General features: G+C 67.6%; 22 protein-coding genes, 1 tRNA gene and 1 riboswitch. Of the genes, 10 read left to right on the top strand and 13 right to left on the bottom strand.

Annotation, left to right across the window (positions count from 1 at the left end):
- Window positions 1–2: 2 nt before the first annotated feature.
- Genes hutI through hutU form a run of 3 tightly spaced genes read left to right on the top strand, consistent with a single transcriptional unit; the run spans window position 3 to window position 4,398 of the window.
- The gene (hutI, locus tag LJ725_RS17010) at window positions 3–1,202 is read left to right on the top strand and encodes an imidazolonepropionase (RefSeq protein WP_408015748.1); all 1,200 of its coding nucleotides are present in this window, start codon (window positions 3–5) and stop codon (window positions 1,200–1,202) included.
- Complete coding sequence (gene hutH / locus LJ725_RS17005; protein WP_230551830.1) at window positions 1,199–2,740, top strand: histidine ammonia-lyase; 1,542 nt, start codon at window positions 1,199–1,201, stop codon at window positions 2,738–2,740. Before hutI ends, hutH begins: the two co-directional genes overlap by 4 nt.
- The gene (gene hutU / locus LJ725_RS17000) at window positions 2,737–4,398 is read left to right on the top strand and encodes a urocanate hydratase (protein ID WP_230551829.1); all 1,662 of its coding nucleotides are present in this window, start codon (window positions 2,737–2,739) and stop codon (window positions 4,396–4,398) included. The genes hutH and hutU overlap by 4 nt, the downstream gene beginning before the upstream one ends.
- Here the strand turns inward: hutU and queG are convergent.
- Window positions 4,395–5,570, bottom strand: coding sequence for a tRNA epoxyqueuosine(34) reductase QueG (gene queG / locus LJ725_RS16995; RefSeq protein ID WP_268990730.1), 1,176 nt, complete (start codon window positions 5,568–5,570; stop codon window positions 4,395–4,397). The genes hutU and queG overlap by 4 nt on opposite strands.
- 8 nt (window positions 5,571–5,578) lie before the next feature.
- Complete coding sequence (gene queF / locus LJ725_RS16990; protein ID WP_230551827.1) at window positions 5,579–6,037, bottom strand: preQ(1) synthase; 459 nt, start codon at window positions 6,035–6,037, stop codon at window positions 5,579–5,581.
- Window positions 6,038–6,065: 28 nt separating this feature from the next.
- Between queF and LJ725_RS16985 the strand changes: the two genes are divergently transcribed.
- A complete protein-coding gene (locus LJ725_RS16985) occupies window positions 6,066–7,250 on the top strand; it encodes an FAD-dependent oxidoreductase (protein ID WP_230551826.1) in 1,185 nt (394 codons plus the stop codon).
- An 87-nt stretch (window positions 7,251–7,337) separates the two neighbouring features.
- Complete coding sequence (locus LJ725_RS16980; RefSeq protein ID WP_230551825.1) at window positions 7,338–8,918, top strand: ABC transporter substrate-binding protein; 1,581 nt, start codon at window positions 7,338–7,340, stop codon at window positions 8,916–8,918.
- A 110-nt stretch (window positions 8,919–9,028) separates the two neighbouring features.
- On the opposite strand, the gene LJ725_RS16975 is transcribed toward LJ725_RS16980, so the two are convergent.
- Together LJ725_RS16975 and LJ725_RS16970 are read right to left on the bottom strand one after the other, a co-directional pair.
- Entirely contained in the window at window positions 9,029–10,009 is a 981-nt protein-coding gene (locus LJ725_RS16975; protein WP_230551824.1) for a Bug family tripartite tricarboxylate transporter substrate binding protein, read from the bottom strand.
- Between the two features lie 25 nt (window positions 10,010–10,034).
- A complete protein-coding gene (locus tag LJ725_RS16970) occupies window positions 10,035–11,831 on the bottom strand; it encodes an acyl-CoA dehydrogenase family protein (protein WP_230551823.1) in 1,797 nt (598 codons plus the stop codon).
- Window positions 11,832–11,937: 106 nt separating this feature from the next.
- Between LJ725_RS16970 and LJ725_RS16965 the strand changes: the two genes are divergently transcribed.
- A complete protein-coding gene (locus tag LJ725_RS16965) occupies window positions 11,938–12,894 on the top strand; it encodes a LysR substrate-binding domain-containing protein (RefSeq protein ID WP_268990717.1) in 957 nt (318 codons plus the stop codon).
- Window positions 12,895–12,991: 97 nt separating this feature from the next.
- Window positions 12,992–13,136, top strand: a riboswitch (FMN riboswitch).
- Between the two features lie 77 nt (window positions 13,137–13,213).
- Window positions 13,214–13,663 carry a 6,7-dimethyl-8-ribityllumazine synthase gene (locus LJ725_RS16960; RefSeq protein ID WP_230551821.1) on the top strand — a complete coding sequence of 150 codons (450 nt, stop codon included), beginning with the start codon at window positions 13,214–13,216 and terminating at the stop codon, window positions 13,661–13,663.
- A 16-nt stretch (window positions 13,664–13,679) separates the two neighbouring features.
- Here the strand turns inward: LJ725_RS16960 and LJ725_RS16955 are convergent, their stop codons facing one another.
- Both LJ725_RS16955 and LJ725_RS16950 read right to left on the bottom strand, forming a co-directional pair.
- Window positions 13,680–14,210: a dihydrofolate reductase family protein gene (locus LJ725_RS16955; RefSeq protein WP_230551820.1), complete on the bottom strand. Its 531-nt coding sequence runs from the start codon at window positions 14,208–14,210 to the stop codon at window positions 13,680–13,682.
- A 16-nt stretch (window positions 14,211–14,226) separates the two neighbouring features.
- On the bottom strand, window positions 14,227–15,042 hold the full coding sequence (locus LJ725_RS16950) for an N-acyl homoserine lactonase family protein (protein WP_230551819.1): 816 nt from the start codon (window positions 15,040–15,042) through the stop codon (window positions 14,227–14,229).
- 176 nt (window positions 15,043–15,218) lie between these two features.
- Between LJ725_RS16950 and LJ725_RS16945 the strand changes: the two genes are divergently transcribed.
- Window positions 15,219–15,473 carry a hypothetical protein gene (locus tag LJ725_RS16945; RefSeq protein WP_230551818.1) on the top strand — a complete coding sequence of 85 codons (255 nt, stop codon included), beginning with the start codon at window positions 15,219–15,221 and terminating at the stop codon, window positions 15,471–15,473.
- Between the two features lie 61 nt (window positions 15,474–15,534).
- On the opposite strand, the gene LJ725_RS16940 is transcribed toward LJ725_RS16945, so the two are convergent.
- The 5 genes from LJ725_RS16940 to LJ725_RS16920 form a co-directional block, all read right to left on the bottom strand.
- Entirely contained in the window at window positions 15,535–16,551 is a 1,017-nt protein-coding gene (locus LJ725_RS16940; protein ID WP_230551817.1) for a Bug family tripartite tricarboxylate transporter substrate binding protein, read from the bottom strand.
- Window positions 16,548–17,189 carry a glutathione S-transferase family protein gene (locus LJ725_RS16935; RefSeq protein ID WP_230551816.1) on the bottom strand — a complete coding sequence of 214 codons (642 nt, stop codon included), beginning with the start codon at window positions 17,187–17,189 and terminating at the stop codon, window positions 16,548–16,550. The genes LJ725_RS16940 and LJ725_RS16935 overlap by 4 nt, the downstream gene beginning before the upstream one ends.
- Window positions 17,190–17,198: 9 nt before the next feature.
- Window positions 17,199–18,068 carry an NAD(P)-dependent oxidoreductase gene (locus LJ725_RS16930; RefSeq protein ID WP_230551815.1) on the bottom strand — a complete coding sequence of 290 codons (870 nt, stop codon included), beginning with the start codon at window positions 18,066–18,068 and terminating at the stop codon, window positions 17,199–17,201.
- A 125-nt stretch (window positions 18,069–18,193) separates the two neighbouring features.
- Entirely contained in the window at window positions 18,194–18,406 is a 213-nt protein-coding gene (locus tag LJ725_RS16925) for a DUF4287 domain-containing protein (RefSeq protein WP_230551814.1), read from the bottom strand.
- Window positions 18,407–18,451: 45 nt separating this feature from the next.
- Complete coding sequence (locus tag LJ725_RS16920; RefSeq protein WP_230551813.1) at window positions 18,452–19,921, bottom strand: L-lactate permease; 1,470 nt, start codon at window positions 19,919–19,921, stop codon at window positions 18,452–18,454.
- A gap of 228 nt (window positions 19,922–20,149) precedes the next feature.
- On the opposite strand from LJ725_RS16920, the gene LJ725_RS16915 reads away from it, so the two are divergent.
- Both LJ725_RS16915 and LJ725_RS16910 read left to right on the top strand, forming a co-directional pair.
- Window positions 20,150–20,225 (top strand) — tRNA-Thr (locus tag LJ725_RS16915).
- Window positions 20,226–20,426: 201 nt separating this feature from the next.
- Complete coding sequence (locus LJ725_RS16910) at window positions 20,427–21,722, top strand: tyrosine-type recombinase/integrase (RefSeq protein ID WP_230551812.1); 1,296 nt, start codon at window positions 20,427–20,429, stop codon at window positions 21,720–21,722.
- On the opposite strand, the gene LJ725_RS16905 is transcribed toward LJ725_RS16910, so the two are convergent.
- Both LJ725_RS16905 and LJ725_RS16900 read right to left on the bottom strand, forming a co-directional pair.
- Window positions 21,719–22,093 carry a MerR family transcriptional regulator gene (locus tag LJ725_RS16905; protein ID WP_230551811.1) on the bottom strand — a complete coding sequence of 125 codons (375 nt, stop codon included), beginning with the start codon at window positions 22,091–22,093 and terminating at the stop codon, window positions 21,719–21,721. The two genes, LJ725_RS16910 and LJ725_RS16905, sit on opposite strands and share 4 nt — an antisense overlap.
- 325 nt (window positions 22,094–22,418) lie before the next feature.
- Window positions 22,419–23,810 carry an exonuclease domain-containing protein gene (locus LJ725_RS16900; RefSeq protein WP_230551810.1) on the bottom strand — a complete coding sequence of 464 codons (1,392 nt, stop codon included), beginning with the start codon at window positions 23,808–23,810 and terminating at the stop codon, window positions 22,419–22,421.
- Between the last annotated feature and the right edge of the window lie 3 nt (window positions 23,811–23,813).

Here is a 23,813-nt window from a genome sequence, read left to right as displayed (position 1 = left end):
CCATGCAATGTGACCGCCTCTGGAAGAACGCACGCCTCGCGACCCTGACGGGCGAGGGGCTGGGACTCGTCGAAGACGGCATCGTCGCCGCCCGCGACGGCCGCATCCTGTTTTCCGGGGCGAGGGTCGACGCGCCGTCGCTGGAGGCCGCCGAGACCGTCGATTGCGCCGGGCGCTGGATCACGCCCGGCCTTGTCGATTGCCACACCCACATCGTCTACGGCGGCAACCGCGCCCACGAGTTCGAGCTGCGTCTGGCCGGCGCCAGCTATGAGGAGATCGCACGGGCGGACGGCGGGATCGTCTCGACCATGAAGGCGACGCGGGCGGCAAGCGAAGACGCGCTGGTCGCCAGTGCGCTGCCGCGCGTCGACACGCTGATCGCCGAAGGCGTGACAACCCTGGAGATCAAGTCGGGCTACGGGCTCGATACGGCCACCGAGATGAAGTCGCTGCGCGCCGCCCGCCGGGTCGGCGAGCTGCGGGCTCTCACGGTGAAGACGACGTTCCTCGGCGCGCATGCGTTGCCGCCCGAGGCCAGCGGCGACAAGGATGCCTACATCGCCACAGTCTGCGACGAGATGCTGCCGGCCGTCGCCAAGGCCGGACTGGCCGATGCGGTCGACGGCTTCTGCGAGGGCATCGCCTTCATGCCGCAGCAGGTCGAACGCGTGTTCGAGGCGGCGAAGGCGAGGGGGCTGCGCGTCAAGCTGCATGCCGAGCAACTCTCCAACCTGCACGGCGCCAGCCTCGCCGCACGCTACGGCGCGCTTTCGGCGGATCACCTGGAGCATGTCGACGAGCAGGGCGTGATTGCCCTTGCCAAGGCCGGCACAGTTGCCGTGCTGCTGCCGGGTGCCTTCTACTTCGTGCGCGAGACGCACAAGCCGCCGGTCGAGCTGCTGCGCCGGCATGGCGTGAGCATCGCCCTCGCCTCCGACAGCAATCCCGGTACCTCGCCGCTCACGTCGCTGCTGCTGGCGATGAACATGGGCGCGACGCTGTTTCGGCTCACGGTCGACGAATGCCTGGCCGGCGTGACGCGCGAGGCGGCGCGTGCGCTCGGATGCCTCGACAGCATCGGCACGCTCGAAGCGGGCAAATCGTGCGATCTCGCGATCTGGGACATCGAGCGCCCGGCCGAGCTGGTCTACCGCATGGGCTTCAATCCGCTGCACGCGCGCGTCTGGAGAGGCAAATGAAGGCGATCGTACTCACGCCCGGCGCCGTTCCGCTTTCGGCCTGGCGCGACATCTATCGGGGCGCTGCCGTAAGCCTCGACCCGGCGGCCTACGAGGTCATCGAAAAGTCGGCGCGCGCGGTATCGGCCATCCTGTCCAGGGGTCAGCCGGTCTACGGCATCAACACGGGCTTCGGGAAGCTGGCGAGCGTCCGCATCGAGGCTGCCGATCTCGAAACGCTCCAGCGCAACATTGTCCTCAGCCATGCCGCCGGAGTGGGTGCGTCGATGCCCGTGCCCGTCGCGCGGCTGATGATGGCGCTGAAGCTCGGCAGCCTGTCGCAGGGTGCGTCGGGCGTGAAGCCCGAGACGGTGCGGCTGCTGGAGACGATGCTCGCGGAAGGGCTGACGCCCGTCGTGCCGTGCCAGGGCTCGGTCGGCGCCTCGGGCGATCTCGCGCCGCTTGCGCACATGAGCGCGGCGATGATCGGAGTCGGGTCGTTCATCGTCGACGGCAAGATCGTGCCGGCCGCGAAGGCGCTGGGCGATGCTGGGCTGAAGCCGCTGGTGCTGGGCGCCAAGGAAGGGCTTGCGCTGCTGAACGGCACGCAGTTCTCGACCGCCTATGCCCTGGCGGGCCTGTTCGAAGCCGAAAATCTGCATGGGGCGGCGCTGGTCACCGGTGCGCTCTCGACGGACGCGGCGCGCGGCTCGGATGCGCCCTTCGATCCCCGCATCCATCAACTGCGTCGCCACGCCGGACAGATCGCGACGGCAGACGCGCTGCGGCGCTTGATGACCGGCTCGGCGATCCGCGCCTCGCACCTCGTGGGCGACGAGCGGGTGCAGGACCCGTACTGCCTGCGCTGCCAGCCGCAGGTCATGGGCGCGGCGCTCGACATCTTGCGCCAGGCGGCCGCCACGCTCGAAACCGAAGCCAACGGTGTCACCGACAATCCGCTGATCTTCACCGATCCCGAGGAGGCGCTCTCGGGCGGCAACTTCCACGCCGAGCCGGTGGCGTTCGCCGCCGACATCATCGCGCTGGCCCTGTGCGAGATCGGCTCGCTGGCCGAGCGCCGCATCGCCATGCTGGTCGATCCGGCGCTGTCGGGCCTGCCGGCCTTCCTGACGCCGCGGCCCGGTCTCAACTCGGGCTTCATGATCCCGCAGGTGACGGCGGCGGCGCTGGTCTCGGAGAACAAGCAGCGCGCCTATCCCGCCAGCGTCGATTCGATCCCGACCTCGGCCAACCAGGAAGACCATGTGTCGATGGCCGCGCACGGCGCGCGCCGTCTGCTCGACATGGCGGCCAACGTTGCGTCCGTGATCGGCATCGAACTGCTGGCGGCGGCCCAGGGCTGCGACTTCCACCGGCCGCTGGCCTCCAGCCCGCCGCTCGAAGCGGTTCGAACTCTGCTGCGGCGCGGGGTGCCGCACCTCGAGGACGACCGCCACTTCCATCCCGACATGGAGAAGGCCACCGCGCTCGTCGCGGATGGCACCATCGTCGCAACCGTCGGCAGCGGCTTCCTGCCCGCGCTTCAGGAGACACCATGAACCGTATCGACAATGCCCGCACCGTCCGCGCGCCACACGGCACCGAGCTCACGGCCAAGAGCTGGCTGACCGAAGCGCCCTTGCGCATGCTGATGAACAACGTCGATCCCGACGTGGCCGAGAAGCCGGGCGAGCTCGTGGTCTATGGCGGCATCGGCCGCGCCGCGCGCGATTGGGAGAGCTTCGACCGCATCGTGGCCTCGCTGCGCAAGCTCGAAGCCGACGAGACGCTGCTGGTGCAGTCGGGCAAGCCGGTGGGCGTGTTCCGCACCCACGCCGATGCGCCGCGGGTGCTGATCGCCAACTCCAACCTCGTGCCGCGCTGGGCGACCTGGGAGCATTTCAACGAGCTCGATCGCAAGGGCCTCATGATGTACGGCCAGATGACGGCAGGCTCGTGGATCTACATCGGCAGCCAGGGCATCGTTCAGGGCACCTACGAAACCTTCGTCGAGATGGCGCGCCAGCATTACGGCGGCAGCCTCGCCGGCCGCTGGATCCTGACCGCGGGTCTCGGCGGCATGGGCGGCGCGCAGACGCTGGCGGCGACCATGGCCGGCGCTTCGTGCCTCGCCGTCGAGTGCCGCCCGAGCAGCATCGAGTTCCGCCTGCGCACCGGCTATCTCGACGTCCAGGCCAAGGATCTCGACGATGCACTGGCGATCATCGGCAAGGCGGTGGCGGAGAAGAAGGCGGTCTCGGTCGGCCTGCTGGGCAATGCCGCAGACGTGCTTCCCGAACTGCTCCGGCGCGGCGTGCGGCCCGATTGCGTGACCGATCAGACCTCGGCTCACGACCCGGTCAACGGCTATCTGCCCAGGGGCTGGACCCTGGCCGACTGGGAGGCCAGGCGCGCGAGCGATCCGGCCGGCGTCGCCAAGGCCGCCAAGCAGTCGATGGCTGGGCATGTGCGCGCCATGCTGGAGTTCCACAAGCTCGGCGTGCCCACGGTCGATTACGGCAACAACATCCGCCAGATGGCGCTGGAGGAGGGCGTGTCCGACGCCTTCGCCTTCCCGGGTTTCGTGCCGGCCTATATCCGTCCGCTGTTCTGCCGCGGCGTCGGGCCGTTCCGCTGGGCCGCGCTCTCGGGCGACCCCGAGGACATCTATCGCACGGACGAGAAGGTGAAGGAGCTGCTGCCCGACAACAAGCATCTCCACAACTGGCTCGACATGGCGAAGAAGCGCATCAAGTTCCAGGGCCTGCCGGCGCGTATCTGCTGGGTCGGGCTGGGCGACCGTCACCGTCTCGGTCTCGCCTTCAACGAAATGGTGGCGAAGGGCGAACTCAAGGCGCCGATCGTGATCGGCCGCGATCATCTCGATTCTGGTTCGGTCGCCAGCCCCAACCGCGAGACCGAGGGCATGCGCGACGGGTCGGACGCGGTGTCCGACTGGCCGCTGCTCAACGCGCTGCTGAACTGTGCCTCAGGCGCGACCTGGGTGTCGCTGCATCACGGCGGTGGCGTCGGCATGGGCTTCTCCCAGCATGCCGGCATGGTCATCGTGTGCGACGGCACGCCGGAAGCGGCCAGGCGCGTCGAGCGCGTGCTGTGGAACGACCCGGCGACCGGCGTCATGCGCCACGCCGATGCGGGTTACCCGGAAGCCATCGACTGTGCCCGAGAGAAGGGGCTCAACCTGCCAAGTCTTTAGGATTGTCGTTTCTCGTGCGCGTCGGCCCATTCGGCACGCACACCGGCATCGGAGTCATCGGTCGTTTGGCCCCGACGCGCCGCCTCTTCGGGCGCAAGCTGCGACAGCGCCCAGACGGCGGCGCCGCGCACCACGGGCGAAGCGTCGGCCAGCAGGCGCTCGACGGCGGGCAGGGCGGTGACGGGGGCGGCGCTGTTGCCCAGCGCATAGGCGACGTTGCGCAGGAAGCGGTCGCGCCCGATGCGCTTCACGGCGGTGCCCGAGAAGCGCGTGCGGAAGGTCGCGTCGTCCAGCGTGGCGAGTTCGGCCAATAGGGGCGCCTGCAGCTCGGCGCGCGGCGCGAAGGCGGCCTCGCGCGACTGGCGGGCGAACTTGTTCCAGGGGCAGGCGGCGAGGCAGTCGTCGCAACCGTAGATGCGGTTGCCGAGCGCCGTCCTGAACTCGCGATCGATCGGGCCGGGATGCTCGATGGTGAGATAGGAGATGCAGCGCCGCGCATCGAGCTGGTAGGGCGCGGGAAAGGCGTCGGTCGGGCAGGAATCGAGGCAGGCGCGGCACTGCCCGCAATGATCTGTTTCGGCGTCATCGGCCGGCAACTCGACCGACAGGAGCAGTTCGCCGAGGAACAGCCATGAACCGAAGCGGCGCGACACCAGGTTGGTGTGCTTGCCCTGCCAGCCATGGCCCGCCTGCTGCGCGACCGGCTTCTCCATCAGCGGCGCGGTGTCGACGAACACCTTGAGGCTCTGGTGATAGGTGTCCCAGATGAAGCGGCCGAGCTGCTTCAGCCGGCTTTTCATCACGTCGTGATAGTCGCGTCCCTGCGCATAGACCGAGATCGCGCCGCGTTCGGCCTGCTGCAACACGTCGCGCGGATCGCCGGCGGGGCCGTAGTTCAGCGCCACGGACACGACCGTGCGCGCCTCGGGCCACAGGGTCGAGGGATCGATGCGCTGCTCGGCGCGATCGGCCAGCCAGCCCATGTCGCCCTGGAAGCCGCGTTCGAGGAACGCCTCCATGCGCTCCCGGCGCTGCTGCCGCGCCTCGGGCGAGAGCTGCGCGGGCGCGAAGGCCACGGCGTCGAAGCCGAGTTCCAGCGCCTTGGCGGCGATCGCGTCCCGCAGCTCGCGCGGCGTCGCCGGTTTGGGCGGCCGCTTGGGGCGGGGCGGCAGCTTGGCCACTATCCCCGGCCGCGATAGGACGCGACGCCGGTGTCCGGCAGCCACAGGCCCTTGGGCGGCGCGGCGGTCTGCCAGAAGACGTCGATCGGCATGCCGCCGCGCGGATACCAGTAGCCCGCGATCCTGAGCCAGCGCGGCGACAGTTCCTTCACCAGCCGCTTGCCGATGCCCACGGTGCAGTCCTCGTGGAAGGAGGCCTCGTTGCGGAAGCTGTTGAGATAGAGCTTCAGCGACTTGCTCTCCACCAGCTTGGCCCGCGGCACGTAGTCGATCACGAGGTGCGCGAAATCGGGCTGGCCGGTCACCGGGCAGAGCGAGGTGAACTCGGGCTGCATGAAGCGCGCGAGATAGAGCGTGCCCGGATGCGGATTGGGCACCGTCTCGAGAAGGGCCTCGGCGGGCGAGGCGGGGACGGGCGTCTCGTGCCCGAGCTGTCGGAGTTTTGCGTATTTAGCCATCCGCCCATCATATGCTAAGCGGGCCTCCATGACTCACAGGGTTGCCATCGTCGGCGCCGGACCTTCCGGTTTCTACGCCGCGGACGGGCTGCTGCGCGGCCGGCCGGACCTCCGCATCGACATCATCGACCGCCTGCCGACCCCCTACGGGCTCGTCCGGGCCGGCGTCGCCCCCGACCACCAGGGCACCAAGGCCGTGGTGCGGCAGTTCGACAAGCTGCTCGACCAGCCCGACCTGCGATTCGCGGGCAATCTCGACATCGGCCGAGACCTCACCTGGGAGGAACTCGTCGAGTCCTACGACGCCGTGGTCGTCGCCACCGGCATGGTGATCGACCGCAGGCTCGGCATTCCGGGCGAGGACCTGCCGCATGTCTGGGGCTCGTGGCGCTTCGTGGCCTGGCTGAACGGGCATCCCGATTTCCGCGAGGGACCCGATCTGTCGGCCGTGAAGTCGGTGGCCGTCATCGGCAACGGCAATGTCGCCCTCGATGTGGCGCGCCTGCTGGCCAAGACGCCGGACGAGATGGTCAAGTCCGACATCGTGCCCGAGGCGGCTGCGGCGATCGCGGCCGCGCCGCTCAAGGACATCCAGGTGATCGGCCGGCGCGGCGCCGAACAGGCCTCCTTTACCCCCAACGAACTGGCCGAGATGGGCCGCCTGGCACGCGCCGTCGCGGTCGCCGATGCGAGCGTGCTGGACGCCGTGGCGCCGGCCGCCGATCCCACACCGGAGAGGCTGCGCAAGGCCAAGAACATCGAGACGCTGAAAGGCTTCGCCGCTCACAAGCCGGGGGAGAAGCCGGTGACGGTTCATTTCCGCTTCCACGAGACGCCCAAGGCGATCCGTCCGGGCGAGGTCGACCTGTCGACCGGAACCGTCCCCGCCGACCTCGTCGTCACCTGCATCGGCTATACCGGCGAGGCCTTTCCTGAGGCGGACAGTGTCTTCGCCGTGGGCTGGGCGCGTCGCGGCCCGAGCGGCACCATCCCGACCAACCGCGCCGACAGCCATGCGGTGGCCAAGGAAGTGATCGCCTGGCTCGAGGACCGCGATCCCAAGAGCGGCCCCGACATCCTGCCGCTCGCCGTCGACGCCGAGGGCTGGCGCCGTATCGACAAGGCGGAGGTCGCCGCCGGCGCCGCCCAGGGACGGCCGCGCGTCAAGCTGGTGGATCGGCAGGCGCTTCTCGACATCGCGCAGGGCGACTGACGATTGATTGAGCCGTCAGGGCATCGCGCCCGTCGGCCGCAACCTCTATTGTCCGGCCGCCGGGGAAGGCAAGGGTAAGGAGTTTTCATGCGGAACATCGCTCGTCGTTTCATCTGCGCGCTCGCCGCCGCGGCCGCGGTGGTGCCGTTTGCCGCGCCTGCGTCCGCGCAGCCCGCGCTCAAGGTGGCACTGCATTCGGACCTCAAGATCATCGATCCGATCTGGACGACGGCGCTGATCACCCAGCATCACGGCTATCTGGTCTACGACACGCTGTTCGCGCTCGACGACAAGCTGCAGGTCAAGCCGCAGATGGTCGAGAAGTGGGACGTCTCGCCCGACAAGCTCACCTGGACCTTCACCCTGCGCGACGGGCTCGCCTGGCATGACGGCAAGCCGGTGACGGCCGAGGATTGCGTCGCCTCGCTGAAGCGCTGGGGCGCCAAGGATGCGATGGGCCAGAAGCTGATGTCCTTCGTGTCCGAGCTGTCGGCGCCCGACGACAAGACCATCAAGATGGTGCTGAAGGAGCCCTACGGCCTGGTGCTCAACACGCTGGGCAAGCCCGGCTCCAACGTGCCGTTCATGATGCCGAAGCGGGTCGCCGAGACTGATCCCAATACGCAGATCACCGACGCCACCGGCTCCGGCCCGTTCATCTTCAAGAAGGACGAGTGGAAGCCCGGCGAGAAGGCGGTCTACGTCAGGAACACGAACTACAAGCCGCGCGCCGAACCGTCGGCCGGCCTTTCGGGTGGCAAGGTCGCCAAGGTCGATCGCGTCGAATGGGTCTGGATCCCGGACGCGCAAACGCAGGTCAACGCGCTGCTGAACGACGAAGTCGACATGATCGAGATCGTGCCGCCCGACCTGCTGCCGCTGATCCAGAAGGAGAAGGGCATCAAGGTCCAGGTCGTGAACCAGGCCGGCCGCCAGTATTCGATGCGCTTCAACGTGCTGCACAAGCCGTTCGACAACGCCAAGGTCCGGCAGGCCGTGCTCTACGCCCTGAACCAGAAGGATTTCCTCGACGCCAATGTCGGCAATCCCGAGTTCTACAAGGAGTGCAAGTCGCTGTTCCCCTGCGGCTCGCCGAGCGAGACGACGAAGGGCTGGGAAGACAAGCTTTCGGGCAACGCCGCCAAGGCGAAGCAGCTCCTGACCGAGGCGGGCTATGACGGCACGCCGGTCGTGCTGATGCACCAGACCGACATTGCCGGGCACAACAACCTTGCCACCGTGGCCAAGCCGCAGCTCGAGAAGGCCGGCTTCAAGGTCGACCTGCAGTCGATGGACTGGCAGACGCTGGTCGGCCGCCGCGCCAAGAAGGATCCGCTGAACGCGGGTGGCTGGAGCGCGTTCTTCACGTCCTGGGCCGCCGTCGACGTGCTCGACCCGGTGGCCGCCGCCTTCCTCAACGCCTCCTGCGACAAGGCGACGTTCGGCTGGCCGTGCGACCCGGAGCTGGAGAAGCTGCGCGACGCCTACGCCAAGGAGACCGATCCGGCGAAGCAGAAGGAGATCGCCGCGCAGGTCCAGGCCCGCGCCGCCGAGTATCCCACGCATGCGCCGCTCGGCCAGTTCACGACCCCCACGGCGGTCGGTCGCAAGGCGTCGGGCCTGCTGCCCTCGCCGGCGCTGGCGCTGTGGAACGTCGAGAAGAAGTAACACGAACCTCCAGAAGACGAAGGGCCTTCGCTCCCCAGGCGAAGGCCCCCCTCTCGCGTCCGCGACGGCACCGCGTCCGGCGCAGAGGCGATGAACGGGTGCCGCGGGATCTACTCGCGACGGATGCCGGTCACCTCGATCACCCGACGGTTCTTCTCCGTCTCGCGGGCGACGAACTCGGTGACCGCCGCGGCACTGCCGCCGAGGGGGCGGATGCCAAGGGCTTCCAGCTTGGCCTGGACTTCCGGCTTGCCGGCGGCCTCGGCGATCGCTTCGTTCAGCCGGGCGATGACGGCGGCGGGCGTGCCCTTGGGTGCCACCAGGAGGTTCCAGGTGTAGCCGGTAAACTCCGTGAAGCCGGTCTGCTCGGCTGCGGTAGCAACCTCGGGCAGGGTCGGACTGCGCTCGCTGCCGGCCATTGCGAGGGCCTTCACCTTGCCGGCCTTCACCAGCCCGATGCCGGTGGCGATGCCCATCAGCGCGATGTCGACGTCGCCCGCGACCACCGCCGCGGTCGCCTGGCTGTCGCCGGGGAAGGGCACCAGGAAGAGCTTCATGCCCGCCAACAGGGAGAGGTGCTCGATCTGCAGTTGCTGGGGACCCGCGACGCCCGCCGTCGCATAGGTCACCTTGCCGGGATTGGCCTTCGCATAGGCAACGAGTTCCGGAAGATTGGCGACCGGCAGGCCGGGGCGCGCCACCAGCACGAAGTCGATGCGACCGAGGCCCGCCACGATCTCGAGGTCGCGCGCGGGGTTGTAGGGCAGCTTGGGATCGATGATCGGCAGGATCGCGGTCGGCCCGACGCCGCTCACGCCCAGCGTGTAGCCGTCTGGCGGAGCCTTCGCCACCAGATCGATGCCGATCGTGCCCGACGCGCCGGGACGGTTGTCGATGACGAACGGCTGCTTGAGAAGTGCGGTCAGTTCGGCGGCGAGGATGCGGGCGTTCACGTCGGTCGCGCCGCCCGGCGGGAACGGCACGATCAGGCGCACCGGCCGGTCCGGATAGGTCTGTGCCTCGGCCTGGCCCGCCATCATGCACGGGATCGACAGGGCGAGGGCGAGCAGCAGCGATACTGTCTTCTTCACTGTTTCCTCCTGTTGGTCGGACGCCTCAGCGGGTCGCGCTTGCGACGAGGGCGGCCGCGCGCTCGAGCGGTACCGGCGCGTCGTCCAGCAACCACTCCGCGGCTTCGTCCTCCCAGGCATCGGAGGGCACCGTCAGCGCCGGCTGCGGATCGAGACGGTGCTCCACGACGAAGCGCGACATCAGGAGACGGCGGGCATCGCCGCCGTCGCGGCCGATGCGGTCGCCTTCCCAGGCCAGCAGCACGGCCGACAGGGCATGATAGAGCGCGCTGGTGGCGAGCCGCGCGTGCTTCTCTCCCCCGGAGTCGGCGGCGATGCGCTCGGCATAATCGACCGCCCTGTCGCAAAGCGCGGCGAGACGGTCGCGGTAGGAAGCCGGCACGCCTTCGGCTTCCGCCAGCAGCCGCTGAAGCTCGGTGCGCAGTGCGCCCTGCGCCTGCGATTTGCCGATCGCACGGCGCACGACGTCGATCGAGTTGATGATGCTCGTGCCTTCCCACAGGACGGGGATGAAGGAATCGCGCAGCAGGCGGGAGTTGACCCAGTCCTCGATCACCCCGTTGCCGCCGCGGATCTCGATGGCCTTGGCCGTCGCCCGCACGTTGTCGCGATTGCTGCGCATCTTGATGACGGGCGTGATCAGGCGCAGGAGCTGCGCGGCGGTGTTCGAACCTTCCTCGCCGCGCCGCAGCACGTCGGCGCCGTAGCACGACGTCGAAAGCGCCTGCTCCGTCGGAATCAGCACCTGCAGCAGCTGTCGCCGCATCAGCGGCTGGCGCAGGGCGGGCTGGCCGAACAAGATCCGCGAGCGGGCGAAGGCCAGCGATTCGTGCCAGGCGCGCCGCATCGTCGCCGCTGCCCGCATGCCGTGCGAGAGCCTCGACATGTTGACCTGGTCGAGCAGGATCTTGATGCCCTGGCGGCGCTCGCCGAGCATGTAGGCCAGCGCGCCGTTGTAGGTGATCTCGCCGCTCGCCAGCGATTTGCTGCCCAGCTTGTCCTTGAGGCGCTCGATGCGATAGGCGTTGCGCGAACCGTCGTCGAGGTCGCGCGGCACCACGAAGGCGGTGAGGCCGGCGGTTCCCGGCGGGTCGCCGTCGATCCGCGCCAGCAGGACCGCGACGTCGCAGCCGGCGTTGGAGCAGAACCACTTCTCGCCGTGCAGGCGCCAGTGGCGACCGTCGGGCACGGCGCGAAGCTCGTTGGCGCCGACGTCCGAGCCGCCCGCCTTCTCCGTCATGAACTGCGCGCCCTGCATCAGTTCGGCGGGATCGAGGGAGATCATGCGCCGGCCGTACTTCTCGCGCAGCTCCTCGGAGCCGTAGCGCAGCACCAGCATGGCCGCGAGCTCGGTGACGGCGAGCGGGCACATCAGGCCGAACTCGGCCTGCGAGAAGAGATAATGCAGCGTGAACTTGACCATCGGCGAGACGCCGGTCGGCCAGCCGAGGATCGGCCGGTGCGGTGCGGCGTGCAGGCCGAACTCGTGGAAGCCCACCTTCTCCATCTCGTGGTAGGCGGGATGATGCTCGATCCATTGCACGTCGCGGCCAAAGCGGTCGCGGTTGTGCAGCACCGGCGGATGCTTGTCGGCCTGATCGGCCCAGCGATCGAGGTCGCCGCCGGCCAGCCGGCCGAGCCGGTCGAAGTGCGGCCAGAAATGCACCTGCTCGTCGGCGCTGAGATAAAGGCGGAGAAGATCCCGCAGGCCGGCATCCGCCTGGAAGAAATTGAGTTCGCGGCTGTCGCCGCCGACATGGTCGGACCCGCGCCGTGCGGTCGCTCCGCGCGGCTGAGATTGCGCGGTCAGGTGCGTGTCCATGCGTTCCTCCAAGGCTGTTTTGCGGAACACTCGCCGCTGGACGGTCGCGCGGGCAAACGATTAAATCGGCCTGTATTTTGAATTTTGATCAAAACAGGCCTTCCGCATGCCCGACGATTTGCCGCCACTGAATGGCCTGAGGAGTTTTGTTCAGGCCGGCCAAGAATTGAGTTTCTCTCGCGCAGCCCAGCGGCTCGGCGTGACCGCGGGTGCGGTCAGCCGGCTGGTGCGCAAGCTCGAGGAGCATCTGGGGGTGCGCCTGCTGGAACGCACCGCGCACGGGCTGGTGCTGACGCCACAGGGCGAGCTCTATCTGCGCGACGTCTCGGGGCCGCTGACCGCGGTCGAGGCCGCGACGCGCCGGTTGGTGGGCAGTCGCAATCCCAACCGCATCGTCGTCGCCTGCTATCCGACCTTCGCGGCGCGCTGGCTGCTGCCGCGCTGGAGCCGCTTCTTCGACCGCCATCCCGAGATCGACGTCCAGATCGCGACGTCGCTCACCGATGTCGATTTCCATCGCGACGACGGTACCGACATTGCGATCAGGCTCGGCGCGGAGGCCGATCTTGCCGCGCCGCCGGCGGGCACGGTCTGCGAGAAGCTGCTCGACATCGAGATCGTGGCCGTCAGCGCGCCCGGCGTGTTCGACGGCTGCCGCAGCGAACTGCAACGCGTCGAACGGCTGGCGCGGCAGGTGCTGATCCATTCGCGGCCGCTGCCTGCCGAATGGCGCCAGTGGCTCGATGCCTTCGCCCGTTCGCCGGTCAGCCCGGCGCTGGCGCGCGCCCTGCAGGCGGTCGATCCCGGCCGTGGCCCGGAGTTCGAGACGCTGAACCTCAGCTTCCAGGCCGCGGCCGAAGGAATCGGCGTGGCCATCGGCATGCGCGCGCTCGCTGAGCCGGAAATCGCCGAGGGCAGTCTCGTCTGTCCCTTCACCTTCCGCCGGCGCAGCGGCCGCGGTTTCCATGTCGTCACGCGGAGGGGCGGCGCCAACGGCCGCGCGGTCGACCTCTACCGTCGCTGGCTCACCGAGGAGGCGCGGCGCGACGTCGGAAAGAGGTGAACAGGCACGGTGCGCTCGCCTGCGCTCGCCTCGTGGAACGTCGAGAAGAAGTAATGCGAGAGCGCATTGCCTTCCGGGAAACCGGCTCCTAGGGTTTCGCCGTTCTCAGGGCAGGGTGAAACTCCCTACCGGCGGTATGCGGCGCGAGCCGCGAGCCCGCGAGCGCCTTCCGCGAGGAAGGGTCAGCAGATCAGGTGCGAGGCCTGAGCCGACGGTCATAGTCCGGATGAAAGAGAACGTGGGTCCCGCTGCCTCGGCAGAGCGGCCGGTCCGCGCGTGATCGCCTTGGGTGACGTGTCGTTCGCCAAAGGAGATTGCCATGACACAAGCCCGCCACACACAAGCCCGCTATGCCTTCGTCAAAGCCAGGTGGCACGCCGACATCGTCGACCGTGCGCTCGAGGGATTCCTCGAACTGATTCCCGCCGCGCAGGTCGACGTGTTCGACGTGCCGGGCGCCTTCGAGCTGCCGCTGTTCTCGCGCGACCTCGCGGCGACCGGGAAGTACGCCGCCGTCGCCGCCGCCGCCTTCGTGGTCGATGGCGGCATCTACCGGCACGATTTCGTCGCCCAGGCCGTGGTCGACGGGCTGATGCGCGCCGGCCTGGATACCGGCGTCCCGGTCCTGTCGGTTTCGCTGACGCCGCATCACTACCAGGAGACCGAACATCACAACGCGATCTTCCGCGCGCACTTCGTCGAGAAGGGCCGCGAGGCCGCGCGGGCGGCGCTGATGATCGGAAAGTCCCGGGCCGCCCTCGCGGCGTGAGGCGGCGGCCGGAAGGTCAGGCCGGGACGTAGCGCAGTCTCAGCACGTCCTCGCCGATCCGGTCGTGGGCCACGAGGCGAAGCGGCGGTCGCGGTCCGGCGAAGTAGGGCGTGCCGCGCCCCAGCACGACCGGGTGCAGGTAGATCCGGTACTCGTCGATCAGGCCGAGCTCGGTGAGGCTTTGTCCCAGGGTCGGGCCGGCGACCTCGATCTCGCCATCGCGTTCGGTCTTGAGGGCGCGGACCGCGCCCTCAAGATCGTCGCGGATGAGCGTGGCGTTGGGGCCGACCGACTTCAGCGAGCGCGAGACGACCCATTTGGGTTGCCGGCGCCACGCCGCCGCGAAGGCGTAGCGCTCGGCGTCCCAGTCGGGCTGGTCCTCGTCCCAGTACCGCATCAGCTCGTAGAGGGTGCGGCCGTAGAGACTGCCGGCCTGCCCCTCGGCCTCCTCGATGAAGTGGCGGAAGAGCGCGGGGCTTGGCCCGAACGACAGGTGGTCGACATAGCCGTCCAGCGACTGGTTCATGCCGAAGACGAGGCGGGCCACGCGGCTTCCTTTCGGCTCAGTCGAGCCGGACGCTGATGCCTTCCAGACCCTTGCCCGAGGCCGGGTAGCGCTTCATCACCTCGGCGTCGTGGCCTGGGATCACCATCTCGACGCGGCCGTCGGCGAGTTTCTTGAGCTTGTCGTAGCCCGCCAGCATGTCGGCGACCGAGTAGACGATCGAGAACAGCTTGTCGTTGTTCACGCCCCAGAAATAGTGGCTGGCGTCGGAGGCCAGCACGAGCCACCCGTTGCGCGTGTTGATGCGCACCGACTGGATACCGGCAGTGTGACCGCCGATCAGGTGCAGCGAGATGCCGGGCTGCAGCTCCTCGTCGCCGTCGTGGAACACCAGCCGGCCGCCGTACAGCGCGCGCACCATGCCGACGATGTCCTCGCACTCGTAGGCGTGGCGGAACGGTCCCTTGCACATGTGCCGGCCGGTCGCGAAGTTCATCTCCTTGTCCTGGAGATGGAAGCGCGCCTTGGGGAAGCGGTCCCAGTTGCCGATATGGTCGTAGTGGAGATGGGTGACGATGACGTCCTCGACCTCCTTCGCATCGACGCCGATTTCACCGAGGAGATCGGCCGGGTTCTTCTTCACCTCGCGGCCGCGCTGCTTGCCGACCGTGGCGTTGAAGCCGGTATCGATCACGATGGGCTTGCCGCCGATCGTGCGATGGCCGCTCTCGTCGAGCGGGAGGGCGACCCAGACGAAATAGTCCATCGGGAAGTCGGCGTCGTGCGGGTCGGGGTTGATCTGCACTTCCCATGCCTTGCGCGGCAGGTGGGCATACTTGACCGCATGCACCTCGTAGATGGGCGTCGAACGCATTTTTGTTTCCTTCCCGGCGGGTTCCTTGCCCGGACCCTAGCGCGCCCGCCGTCTCCGACGCTATAGTCGCGTCATGGCCCGCACGGACCTCCCTGGACGGCGAATTAGCACCACGGTTTGCACTGCAAACCGTTGCGTTGCCGCGTTCGCCTGTCATTCGTCCAAGGAATCGTCCGATGTCTGCCGTTCTCTCCCTCAAGCGTAGCAATTCCGCCGTCCGTTACTGTTTCGAGGCCGACGCCGAGCCCGGCGTGTTGCCGCGCGCGCTCGAGCTGATCGCCAAGCGCGGCCTCGTCCCGGCCCGCGTCTTCGCCCAGGCCGACGGCGATGCGTTGAGCGTCGAGATCGAGGTGGAGGGGCTGGAGCCCGCGACCGCCGAGCATGTCGGCCGCTCGCTCGGCCAGATCGTCGGCGTGCGGCAGGTGTTCTAGGCGCCCGCGAATCTTCGCCTCCCCCGTGTGACGGGGGAGGTGAGAAGAGATCGAAGGCGACCTACTCCGTAAACGTGATGTTGTTCTCGCGGATCACCTTGCCCCAGGTCTCGACCTCGCCCTTGGCGAAGTCGTTCATCTGGGCGGGCGTCCAGTCCTTCAGCACGGTGCCGAGCTGGTTGGCACGGGCCACGACGGCTTCCATCTTGCCGATCTTGCGCATCGCGGCGTTCAGCTTGTCGACGATCGGCTGCGGCGTGCCGGCCGGCGCGAACAGCGCGAACCAGCCATCGAGGACGAAGCCCGGCAGGCCCGCTTCCGCCGTCGTGGGAATGTCGGGGAAGGCCGGATGCCGCTGGCCGCTCGCCAGCGCCAAGGCCTTGAGGTTGCCGCTGCGGATGTGCGCGGAGACCGAAGGCGGCGTCACGATCAGCAGCTCGACCTGGCCCGCCACCGTGTCGGCCGTCGCCGGGCCGGCGCCCTTGTAGGGCACGTGGATCAGGTCGAGGCCTGCCGCCTTGTTCAGCAGCACGCCGCCGAGGTGCGGCACCGAGCCCGCGCCCACCGACGCGTAGTTCAGCTTGCCCGGATTGGCCTTGGCGTAGGCGATGAAGCTCTTGAGATCGTCGGCCGGCACCTTCTTGGCGACCACGATGACGTGCGGCGCCACCGCGCCCATGGCGACGCCGACGAAGTCGTCCGGCTTCCAGTTCAGGTCCTTGATCAGCGCCGGGTTGGCCGAATGGTAGGCCGAGTACTGCATCAGCAGCGTGTAGCCGTCGGGCTTGGCGCGGGCGACGATGGCCGTGCCGATGTTGCCGTTGCCGCCGCCCTTGTTGTCGACGATCACCTGCACGCCCAGTTCCTGGCCCAGCAGATCCGAATAGAGACGCGCCACCAGATCGGTGCCGCCGGCCGGCGGCGCCGGCACCACCATGGTGATGGGCTTGTCGGGATAGGTGCCCTGCGCCCCCGCGCCCCCGGCGAGAGCGGTCGTGGCAAGGCCGGTGGTGGCGAGCGCAACGAAGCTCCGGCGATTCAAGGGGCGGTTCATGCGGCGATCGATGGAGCGTTTCACGGGAAGTTCCTCCTCCAGGTTTCTTTCAGTTCCGGCCGTTGATCGGCCTTGCGCGCGATGGCGAACAGCTTGGGCGTCTCAGTCTCGAACCAGCCACGGCGCGGACGCCAGCGCGTCATGACGTCGATATAGAGGTCGAGGGCGGAGAACCGCTCGCCTAAAAACCAAGGCGTGCCGGCCGCGCTCTCGACCTGGCGCCACAGCCGCTGGGCATAGGCGTCGGTGGCGGCGCGGAACGGATCGCGCGCGTTGTTGACCGAGACGAAGCGCGACGGATCGTCGGCATAGGTGAAGGTGGGATAGATGTTGGCGACCAGAAACACCAGCCAGCGCAGGAACGACGCGCGCTCCGGTGCGCCGGCCGCCGGGACCAGCGAGTCCTGTCCCGTGAGATCGGCCAGCAGCAGCGTGATCGCCGCGCTCTCGCTCATCACGGTGCCGTCGGGCAGGACCAGCGTCGGCACCTGCGCCAGCGGATTGACCTTCTCGAGCTTCGCCTTCGCGCCGGGCGTCTTGAACAGATCCTCGACCGGCTCGAAGGCGAAGGGCAGCCCGTACCAGTCGAGCTGCGCCTCCACGATGGCCGAGCCCCAGCCGGGCCGGCCCCACAGCGTATAGCCGCTCGTGTTGCCGTTCATCGCGTCGCCCTACGGCTTCTGCAGAGGCTGGATCAGGCTCGACGTGTCCCAGCGTCCGCCGCCGCGCGCCTGCACGCGCTCGTAGAACTGGTCGACCAGCGCGACCAGCGGCATGGCGGCCTTCTGGCGCTTGCCCTCGGCCAGCGCGATGCCGAGATCCTTGCGCATCCAGTCGACGGCGAAGCCGTAGTCGAACTTGCCGTTCACCATGTTCTGCCAGCGATTCTCCATCTGCCAGCTCTGCGCCGCGCCCTTGGAGATGGCGCCCAGCGCCTTCTCCATGTCGAGCCCGGCGCGCTGGCCGAGGTTCAGCGCTTCGGCGAGGCCCTGCACGATGCCGGCGATGCACATCTGGTTCATCATCTTGGTGACCTGGCCGGCGCCCGACGGGCCGATCAGCGTCACTGCCTTGGAGAAGGCGTCGGCCACCGGCTTGGCGCGCTCGAACGGAGCGGCATCGCCGCCGCACATCACGGTGAGCTGGCCGTTCTCGGCGCCCGCCTGGCCGCCCGACACCGGCGCGTCGATGAAGTCGATGCCGAGCTTCTTGCCCTCGGCGTGGAGTTCGCGGGCGATGTCGGCCGAGGCCGTGGTGTTGTCGAAGAAGATGGTGCCCTTGGACATGCCGGCAAAGGCGCCGTCGGGACCCAGCACGACCGAGCGCAGATCGTCGTCGTTGCCGACGCAGCAGAACACGATCTCCTGGCCGGTCGCGGCCTCGCGCGGGGTCTTCGCGGCCTTGCCCTTGTGCTTCTGCGTCCAGGCCTCGGCCTTGGCGAAGGTGCGGTTATAGACCGTGACCTCGTGGCCCTTGGCGGCGAGATGCCCCGCCATCGGAAAGCCCATCACGCCCAGTCCCAGAAATGCCACCTTGGCCATCGTTCCCTCCCGCGAAATCCGCCCCATCCGCGGGGCGGCGGCGATCATAGAGGCAAAATGCGACTGTGCCAGAGGGTGTGAAGTGGGAGCCGTAGTCGTTAGCCGGATTGCGTCGCCGCTCGGCTCTACTTCGTGTCCTCTGCCAGCGTATGCGCCACGATAGCGTTGGCGTGCCCGTGGCCCATGCCGTGGTCGTTCTTCAGCATCGCGACCAGTTCCATATGCCTGGCCGGAAGAGCCTTCCGCACAAGGGCTTGCCACTCGTGGATGGGACGCCCGTACTTCTTCTCGATCGACGGAAAATAGGAGGCCGGTCCCTTGACGACTTTATCGACCATGACTGCGTGTCTCTCCAAAATCCGAGGTCGGCGCTCGCGACAGTTTCAGGGATGTACGAGCAACACCACCACCGCCGCAAACCCCGTCAGCAACGGCGGCAGGGCGAGCGGCCAGGCGCGGCGGTAGAGGACGGCGTCGGAGGTCGAGAGGGCGAGGATCGCCGCGCCCATCGAGACGCGGATCGGCGACAGCATGGTGAGGTTCGTCGTGACGCTGTTCTGGACGGCGGCGATCCAGGCGGGATCGACGGCGACGGCGCGGGCGAGCGCGATCTCCATCGGCATCAGCATGGCGTTGGCCGCCGCGCCGCTCCCCGTGAGGAAGCCGCCGACGGCGGCGAACAGCGGCACGCCCAGCGCCGCGCCCCGGCCCGCCACGCCGCGCAGCGCCTCGGCGATCGCGGCCGCCATGCCCGAGCCCACGTAGAACTCCGCCATCACCACGAAGGCGAGCGTGACGGCGCAGGCGCGCCAGGCGCCGGTGAGCGCTTCCTTCGCGACCCGGCCGAGCGGCGCGCGCGCCACGATCACGACCGCGAGGCCGATCGCCAGCAGCCAGAAGCCCGGCGCGTAGAAGGGCGCGAAGGCCGGCTGGTTGTCGAACGGGCGCATCGCCCCCAGGGGCTTCAGCAGGTCGCGCAGCGGCGTGACGAGACGCGTGGCGCAGAGGACCAGCGTCAGCGCGACATAGGGCGCGGCGGTGCGCAGCGTGGCGCGCAGGGCAGCGCCGTCGGGCCGCTCGTCGCGCCAGAAGCGCACCGCGAGCAGGAAGGCGGTGGGCGCCGCCGCCGCGATCTCGACGTCGCTGGCGCGGTTGGTCAGCCAGATCAGCGCCAGCAGCAGCGCCGTCCACAGCGTGTCGTCGAGCTTCTGCAGCGCCGGCACGGGCACGCCCGCCTCGCGCGCGAAGCGCCAGTAGAGGCCGAGATAGAGGAAGTGGATCGGCACCTGCAGCACCGCCGAGCCGAGCCCGAGCTGGTTGGGCGTCAGGCCTGCGAGCGTCGCGCCGACCGTGGTGCCGATGGCGAGCGCGCCCCACGGCACCAGCGACTGGCTGTAGAGGCCGAGCAGCAGGGCGGGCAGGCCGCCGATCCCCAGCCGGCGCAGCGCCGCCAGCGCGATGATGTAGCCGACGCCGAAGCCGGTCACCGATTCGGCGAAGGGCGCCAGCAGGAAGCAGACGGAGAAGAGGCGGCGCGGCGTCGCCTCGAGCGCCCCGGTCCCGCCGATTCCACCGCCCCGCGCGAGGTTGGCGCGGTGGAAGAAGACGCCGGTGACGATGATCGCGATCACGTGCCAGGAGAGCCAGAGGCCCGCCGGCACCTCGCGGCGGAACAGCAGCGCCACGGCGGCGGGTCCACCCCCTTCCGGTCCTGGCGCCTGCATCACCAGGGCGGCCGAGGCGGCGAGGGTGGCGGCGAGCCCGGCCAGACCCGCCACGAGGGCGCTGGCGCGGCCCGAAGCGAGCAGGCCCAGCACGAGGAGGAGAGGCAGCAGCGAGAGGAGCGTCGTCATGCCGGCGTTCTATAGCCTTACCGCACGCCGCATGCTTCGGTTTCGGCCGAATCGAGGTTCAGCGGCAGGGGCCGCGGCCGCGCCCGGAACGCGGCCGGAAATGCGGCCAGAAACGAGGCCAGAATCGCGGCCAGAAACGCGGCCAGAAACGGGGCCGCAGGCGGCGCCGGACGGGGCCGAAAACGCCGCCTTGCGCCCGCGCTCCCTTTCCCTTACACCCGCCTCCGCGCCCCGATAGCTCAGCTGGTAGAGCACGTCATTCGTAATGATGGGGTCGGCGGTTCGATTCCGTCTCGGGGCACCATTTTCCATCCAGCCTAGTTCTTTGTCGTCCGCGCTCGTTCGCCGACCACTCAGAACGCTCGTAAAATCAGGCTTTGAGCGTATATTGGCGCTCGGCGCCGTTCGCGGCTGTCCGACGCAATCCGGCTTCTCTGGGTACACTGTGGGTACACCTGAAAGGCCGGGTACACTGGCGCTTCGCAGTTTACGAGGGACCTCTCCCATGGAGGAACTGAGCGACACCAAAATCCGCAATGCCAAGCCGGCCGACAAGGAATACACGCTCGCTGACGGCCAGGGCCTAAGCGTTGTGGTGCGACCCAATGGGACTAGGCTGTGGCTCTACCGCTACCGTTTCGGCGGCAAACGCAAGAACCTGTCCTTTGGCACCTTTCCCGGCGTCGGACTGAAGTCCGCCCGCGAGAAGCGGCACGACGCAGAGAAATTGCTAGACCAGGGGCAGGATCCGGCCGCAGTGCGCGAGGCGCAGCGAAAGGACGACGAGAAGCAAAAGCACACCTTTCGCACGGTCGGCGAGGAATGGGTGAGCAAGAAGCTCGAGAAGGAAAACAAGGCCAAAGCGACGATCAAGCGGGAGCGTTGGAATCTCGGCCAGCTCAATCGCGAGATCGGCGATCGACCGTTGTGTGAGATCGAGCCTCCCGATTTGCTGACAGCGATGCGGCGCGTCGAAGCCCGCGGCCGCTACTATACCGTCGGCCGGCTGCGCTCGACGGCCTCGCGGGTCTTCCAATTTGGTATTGGCGCGTCGTATTGCAGCAGCGATCCCACCCGCGATTTGAAGCACGCGCTTACCAAGGCACCCAAGGCAAACCCGCGCCCGGCTCTGACCGACCCGGACGAGGTTGGCGACCTGATGCGCCGCATTGAAGTCTACGACGCCAAAAACGGCGGATTAGTGCGCTACGCGCTCAAGTTGATCGCCTTGACCATGGTGCGGCCGGGCGAGCTTCGGCTAGCGGAGTGGACCGAATTCGACGAGGCGAACCGGGTATGGTTGATCCCCGCCGAGAAGATGAAGATGCGCGATGATCACGAAGTGCCTCTTTCCCGCCAGGCGCTCGCTATTCTTTTGAAGCTGCGGCAGTTGAGCGGCCGATGCCGCTACTTGTTTTCATACGATGATGATGTGCCTATGTCTGACAACACGCTCAACAAGGCTCTACGGATCATGGGCTACGATACCGGTCCCGGAGGCGACCATTGCGCGCACGGCTTCCGTTCGACAGCGTCGACCTTGCTCAACGAGGAGGGTGCGTTCGACGGCGATGTCGTTGAATCCCAACTTGCCCATTCCACGGAGGAAAAGAAGCGGCGGCGACGCGACGAGGTGGTGCGGCGCCAACTTGGCAAGGGCGACAAGAACAAGATTCGCAGCATCTATAACCGAGCGGAGTATTGGACCGAGCGTGTACGTTTGATGCAGCACTGGGCTGATCGGCTCGACAGCCTTCGTGACGGGAGGCGCACCGTCTTGCTAAGTCGGTCTGCGGCCTAGCTTGCTCTTGATTCAACTCTGGGCAGCGAGGCGTGAAATTCGTCAACGCTGTCGAGGTCGATCATGGTCTTGCCTCCCAATTTATAGGCCTTGATCCGCTGCTCGGCGATCAATTCGTAAGCCTTGGTCTTTCCAAATTTTCCATAGCGGCAACCGTCCTTGAACTCGACGAGACGACGCTGCTTACCGATGTCATTCTTAATCCTAGCTCGCGCAAGTGCGTCTAAAATTTCTGCCATGATCGGGTGATCAGGCCGAGCTGCACCAGCGGACTTTTCCATCTCGCGACAAGGTGTTGAAGTGCACCCGCTGGAGAGACGGCGTCCGGGGTGACGCTGATCGCGTTCCGGCTGATGTTGTTTTGACGTCATCGACACGGCTCCATCGCCTAGATTTGTCGATCTACGTCTTCGATGGTTACCAAGCCAAGCGCGAGTGATGGCGGCGCTAAGTCCAGCGTGGTGTGGAGTGCAATTCGGACGTATCAGTCGCTTATCGCGTAATCATTGCGCGAATTGCCAAGTTTTGTCATCATCTTCATACGCACCCGTATCCCGTAGCTCTCAACTGCTAGCCGCCCTGCAGCTTTGGCGGCTACAGGATGCTCGGACCGAGGTCGGGATCCTGTGCAAGCTCTGGCCGATTTGCACGCCCCAGTCGGTCAGAGCAAGATTACTGCGAGTCGGCCAAATGACCTCAGGCGGCCGCAACGAGCTGTGCCTGAAGATGGTCGCGGTAGCTCGCCAGGGACGGGCTGACGATCTTGATCTCGGCCACCAAGGCGTCCAATTCCTGCAGCGTGGCGGCGTAGCTTCGGCCCGGGGCGTCGGGCTCATTTCCCCTCAAGCGCCCCCAGATCGCCCGGTCGATCTGTCCGCGAATGTCGGGGGCCAGAAGATCAGGTCGTTCGAAATAGATTAATCGCCGGGCCAGCTTCTTCAGCCGCGGATCTTGGAAGCGGTCAATCAGCGCTGGCCGATCCCTCCAGGCCGCGGCATGGAATCGCCGGCATACGTCCTCGTCCCAGTCCTGGATGAAGCCCTCGTAGATTTGAAACTCGACATACTTGGACTTCGGCCAGACCCTTTCGGAGGCGATGGCCGCGGCCACCAACCGCTGAACGAACGCCGTGTCGCCGCGCACATTGGCGGCCGTCGTCTCCAGGTCAGCCTCGGTGAAGTCGCCGAGTTGCCCTTGGTCTAGTTCCCACAGTTCGGCCAAGATCGGCGAGCCATTGGCCTTCATGCGCAGGATCGGTCCGTCAGGCTTGCCAATCTCGATCATCAGCTCCGCCGGCGTCATCCGCCGTAGCGCGCCAAGGTCCGCCGTCAGGTCCAGGCAGTAGCGGACGTTCTTGTCGGCGGGCTTGAAGCCGATCTCGGTCACTGGATGAACGTCCTGCACGCCTCGCTTGAACTCGAACACCGAGAACGCATCACGTTCGGCGATGAAGCTCAGAACCTCGGCCTTGTTTGAGAACCGCATGAAGCTCGACCAGAGGATCGGCGCTTCAGCGGCGATCAGCCGGCAAAGCGCCAAGGTGGTCGCGACATCGGCCGACGCGGTGTGCGATCGACCGGGATGGACGCCGTTGGCCCGGGCGAGGTCGGCCAGGCGGAACACGCGCCGGCCGTCCTGACCCCGGGTGGTCTTAAGGACGTCGGGCTGCAGGGTCCCGACCACGCGCGCCAGCTTAAGCAGGTCGCCGCGCGAATTGCCGTCTCTGTTGGTGACGTAGATCGGCGCCCGCAGGGACTCGTAGAAGGCTTGGCGCAGGACCTCTTCGTCGTAGCTGATGGAGTTGAAGCCAATGAACATCGACGGGGTCCAACGCTTCATCGTTCCATAGATATCGCCCAGCATGGCGTCGTAGGACGGCCGCAACGGGTCGATCAGGTTCGCGTAGTGGCCGCCCGTAACATGCAGGGCGCCGGGCGAAGGCAGGATGTGGGGGCGAAGGCGTCCCTCGAATTCGACCTGCTCCTGCACCACAAGGTTCGCGTCGGTGTGGACCGCGGCGAATTGCAGGATCTGGTCGAACCGTTTGTTGAGGCCCGTGGTCTCGAGGTCATAGATTACGAAGCCCATCGA

This window comes from Reyranella aquatilis, assembly GCF_020880995.1.
Taxonomy (GTDB): Bacteria; Pseudomonadota; Alphaproteobacteria; order Reyranellales; family Reyranellaceae; genus Reyranella; species Reyranella aquatilis.
Note: the sequence above shows the minus strand (reverse complement) of the source record. Positions and strands in the feature narration are given on the sequence as shown.

What these genes read in the sequence shown, in the direction of transcription:
- LJ725_RS16950 (WP_230551819.1), bottom strand. Translation starts at nt 15,042, where the DNA reads ATGCGTTCGACGCCCATCTACGAGGTGCATGCGGTCAAGTATGCCCAC.
- LJ725_RS16900 (WP_230551810.1), bottom strand. Translation starts at nt 23,810, where the DNA reads ATGGGCTTCGTAATCTATGACCTCGAGACCACGGGCCTCAACAAACGG.
- hutH (WP_230551830.1), top strand. Translation starts at nt 1,199, where the DNA reads ATGAAGGCGATCGTACTCACGCCCGGCGCCGTTCCGCTTTCGGCCTGG.
- hutU (WP_230551829.1), top strand. Translation starts at nt 2,737, where the DNA reads ATGAACCGTATCGACAATGCCCGCACCGTCCGCGCGCCACACGGCACC.
- LJ725_RS16960 (WP_230551821.1), top strand. Translation starts at nt 13,214, where the DNA reads ATGACACAAGCCCGCCACACACAAGCCCGCTATGCCTTCGTCAAAGCC.
- LJ725_RS16925 (WP_230551814.1), bottom strand. Translation starts at nt 18,406, where the DNA reads ATGGTCGATAAAGTCGTCAAGGGACCGGCCTCCTATTTTCCGTCGATC.
- LJ725_RS16970 (WP_230551823.1), bottom strand. Translation starts at nt 11,831, where the DNA reads ATGGACACGCACCTGACCGCGCAATCTCAGCCGCGCGGAGCGACCGCA.
- LJ725_RS16985 (WP_230551826.1), top strand. Translation starts at nt 6,066, where the DNA reads ATGACTCACAGGGTTGCCATCGTCGGCGCCGGACCTTCCGGTTTCTAC.
- LJ725_RS16945 (WP_230551818.1), top strand. Translation starts at nt 15,219, where the DNA reads ATGTCTGCCGTTCTCTCCCTCAAGCGTAGCAATTCCGCCGTCCGTTAC.
- LJ725_RS16905 (WP_230551811.1), bottom strand. Translation starts at nt 22,093, where the DNA reads ATGACGTCAAAACAACATCAGCCGGAACGCGATCAGCGTCACCCCGGA.
- LJ725_RS16930 (WP_230551815.1), bottom strand. Translation starts at nt 18,068, where the DNA reads ATGGCCAAGGTGGCATTTCTGGGACTGGGCGTGATGGGCTTTCCGATG.
- LJ725_RS16980 (WP_230551825.1), top strand. Translation starts at nt 7,338, where the DNA reads ATGCGGAACATCGCTCGTCGTTTCATCTGCGCGCTCGCCGCCGCGGCC.
- LJ725_RS16935 (WP_230551816.1), bottom strand. Translation starts at nt 17,189, where the DNA reads ATGAACGGCAACACGAGCGGCTATACGCTGTGGGGCCGGCCCGGCTGG.
- LJ725_RS16920 (WP_230551813.1), bottom strand. Translation starts at nt 19,921, where the DNA reads ATGACGACGCTCCTCTCGCTGCTGCCTCTCCTCCTCGTGCTGGGCCTG.
- hutI (WP_408015748.1), top strand. Translation starts at nt 3, where the DNA reads ATGCAATGTGACCGCCTCTGGAAGAACGCACGCCTCGCGACCCTGACG.
- LJ725_RS16965 (WP_268990717.1), top strand. Translation starts at nt 11,938, where the DNA reads ATGCCCGACGATTTGCCGCCACTGAATGGCCTGAGGAGTTTTGTTCAG.
- LJ725_RS16910 (WP_230551812.1), top strand. Translation starts at nt 20,427, where the DNA reads ATGGAGGAACTGAGCGACACCAAAATCCGCAATGCCAAGCCGGCCGAC.
- queF (WP_230551827.1), bottom strand. Translation starts at nt 6,037, where the DNA reads ATGGCTAAATACGCAAAACTCCGACAGCTCGGGCACGAGACGCCCGTC.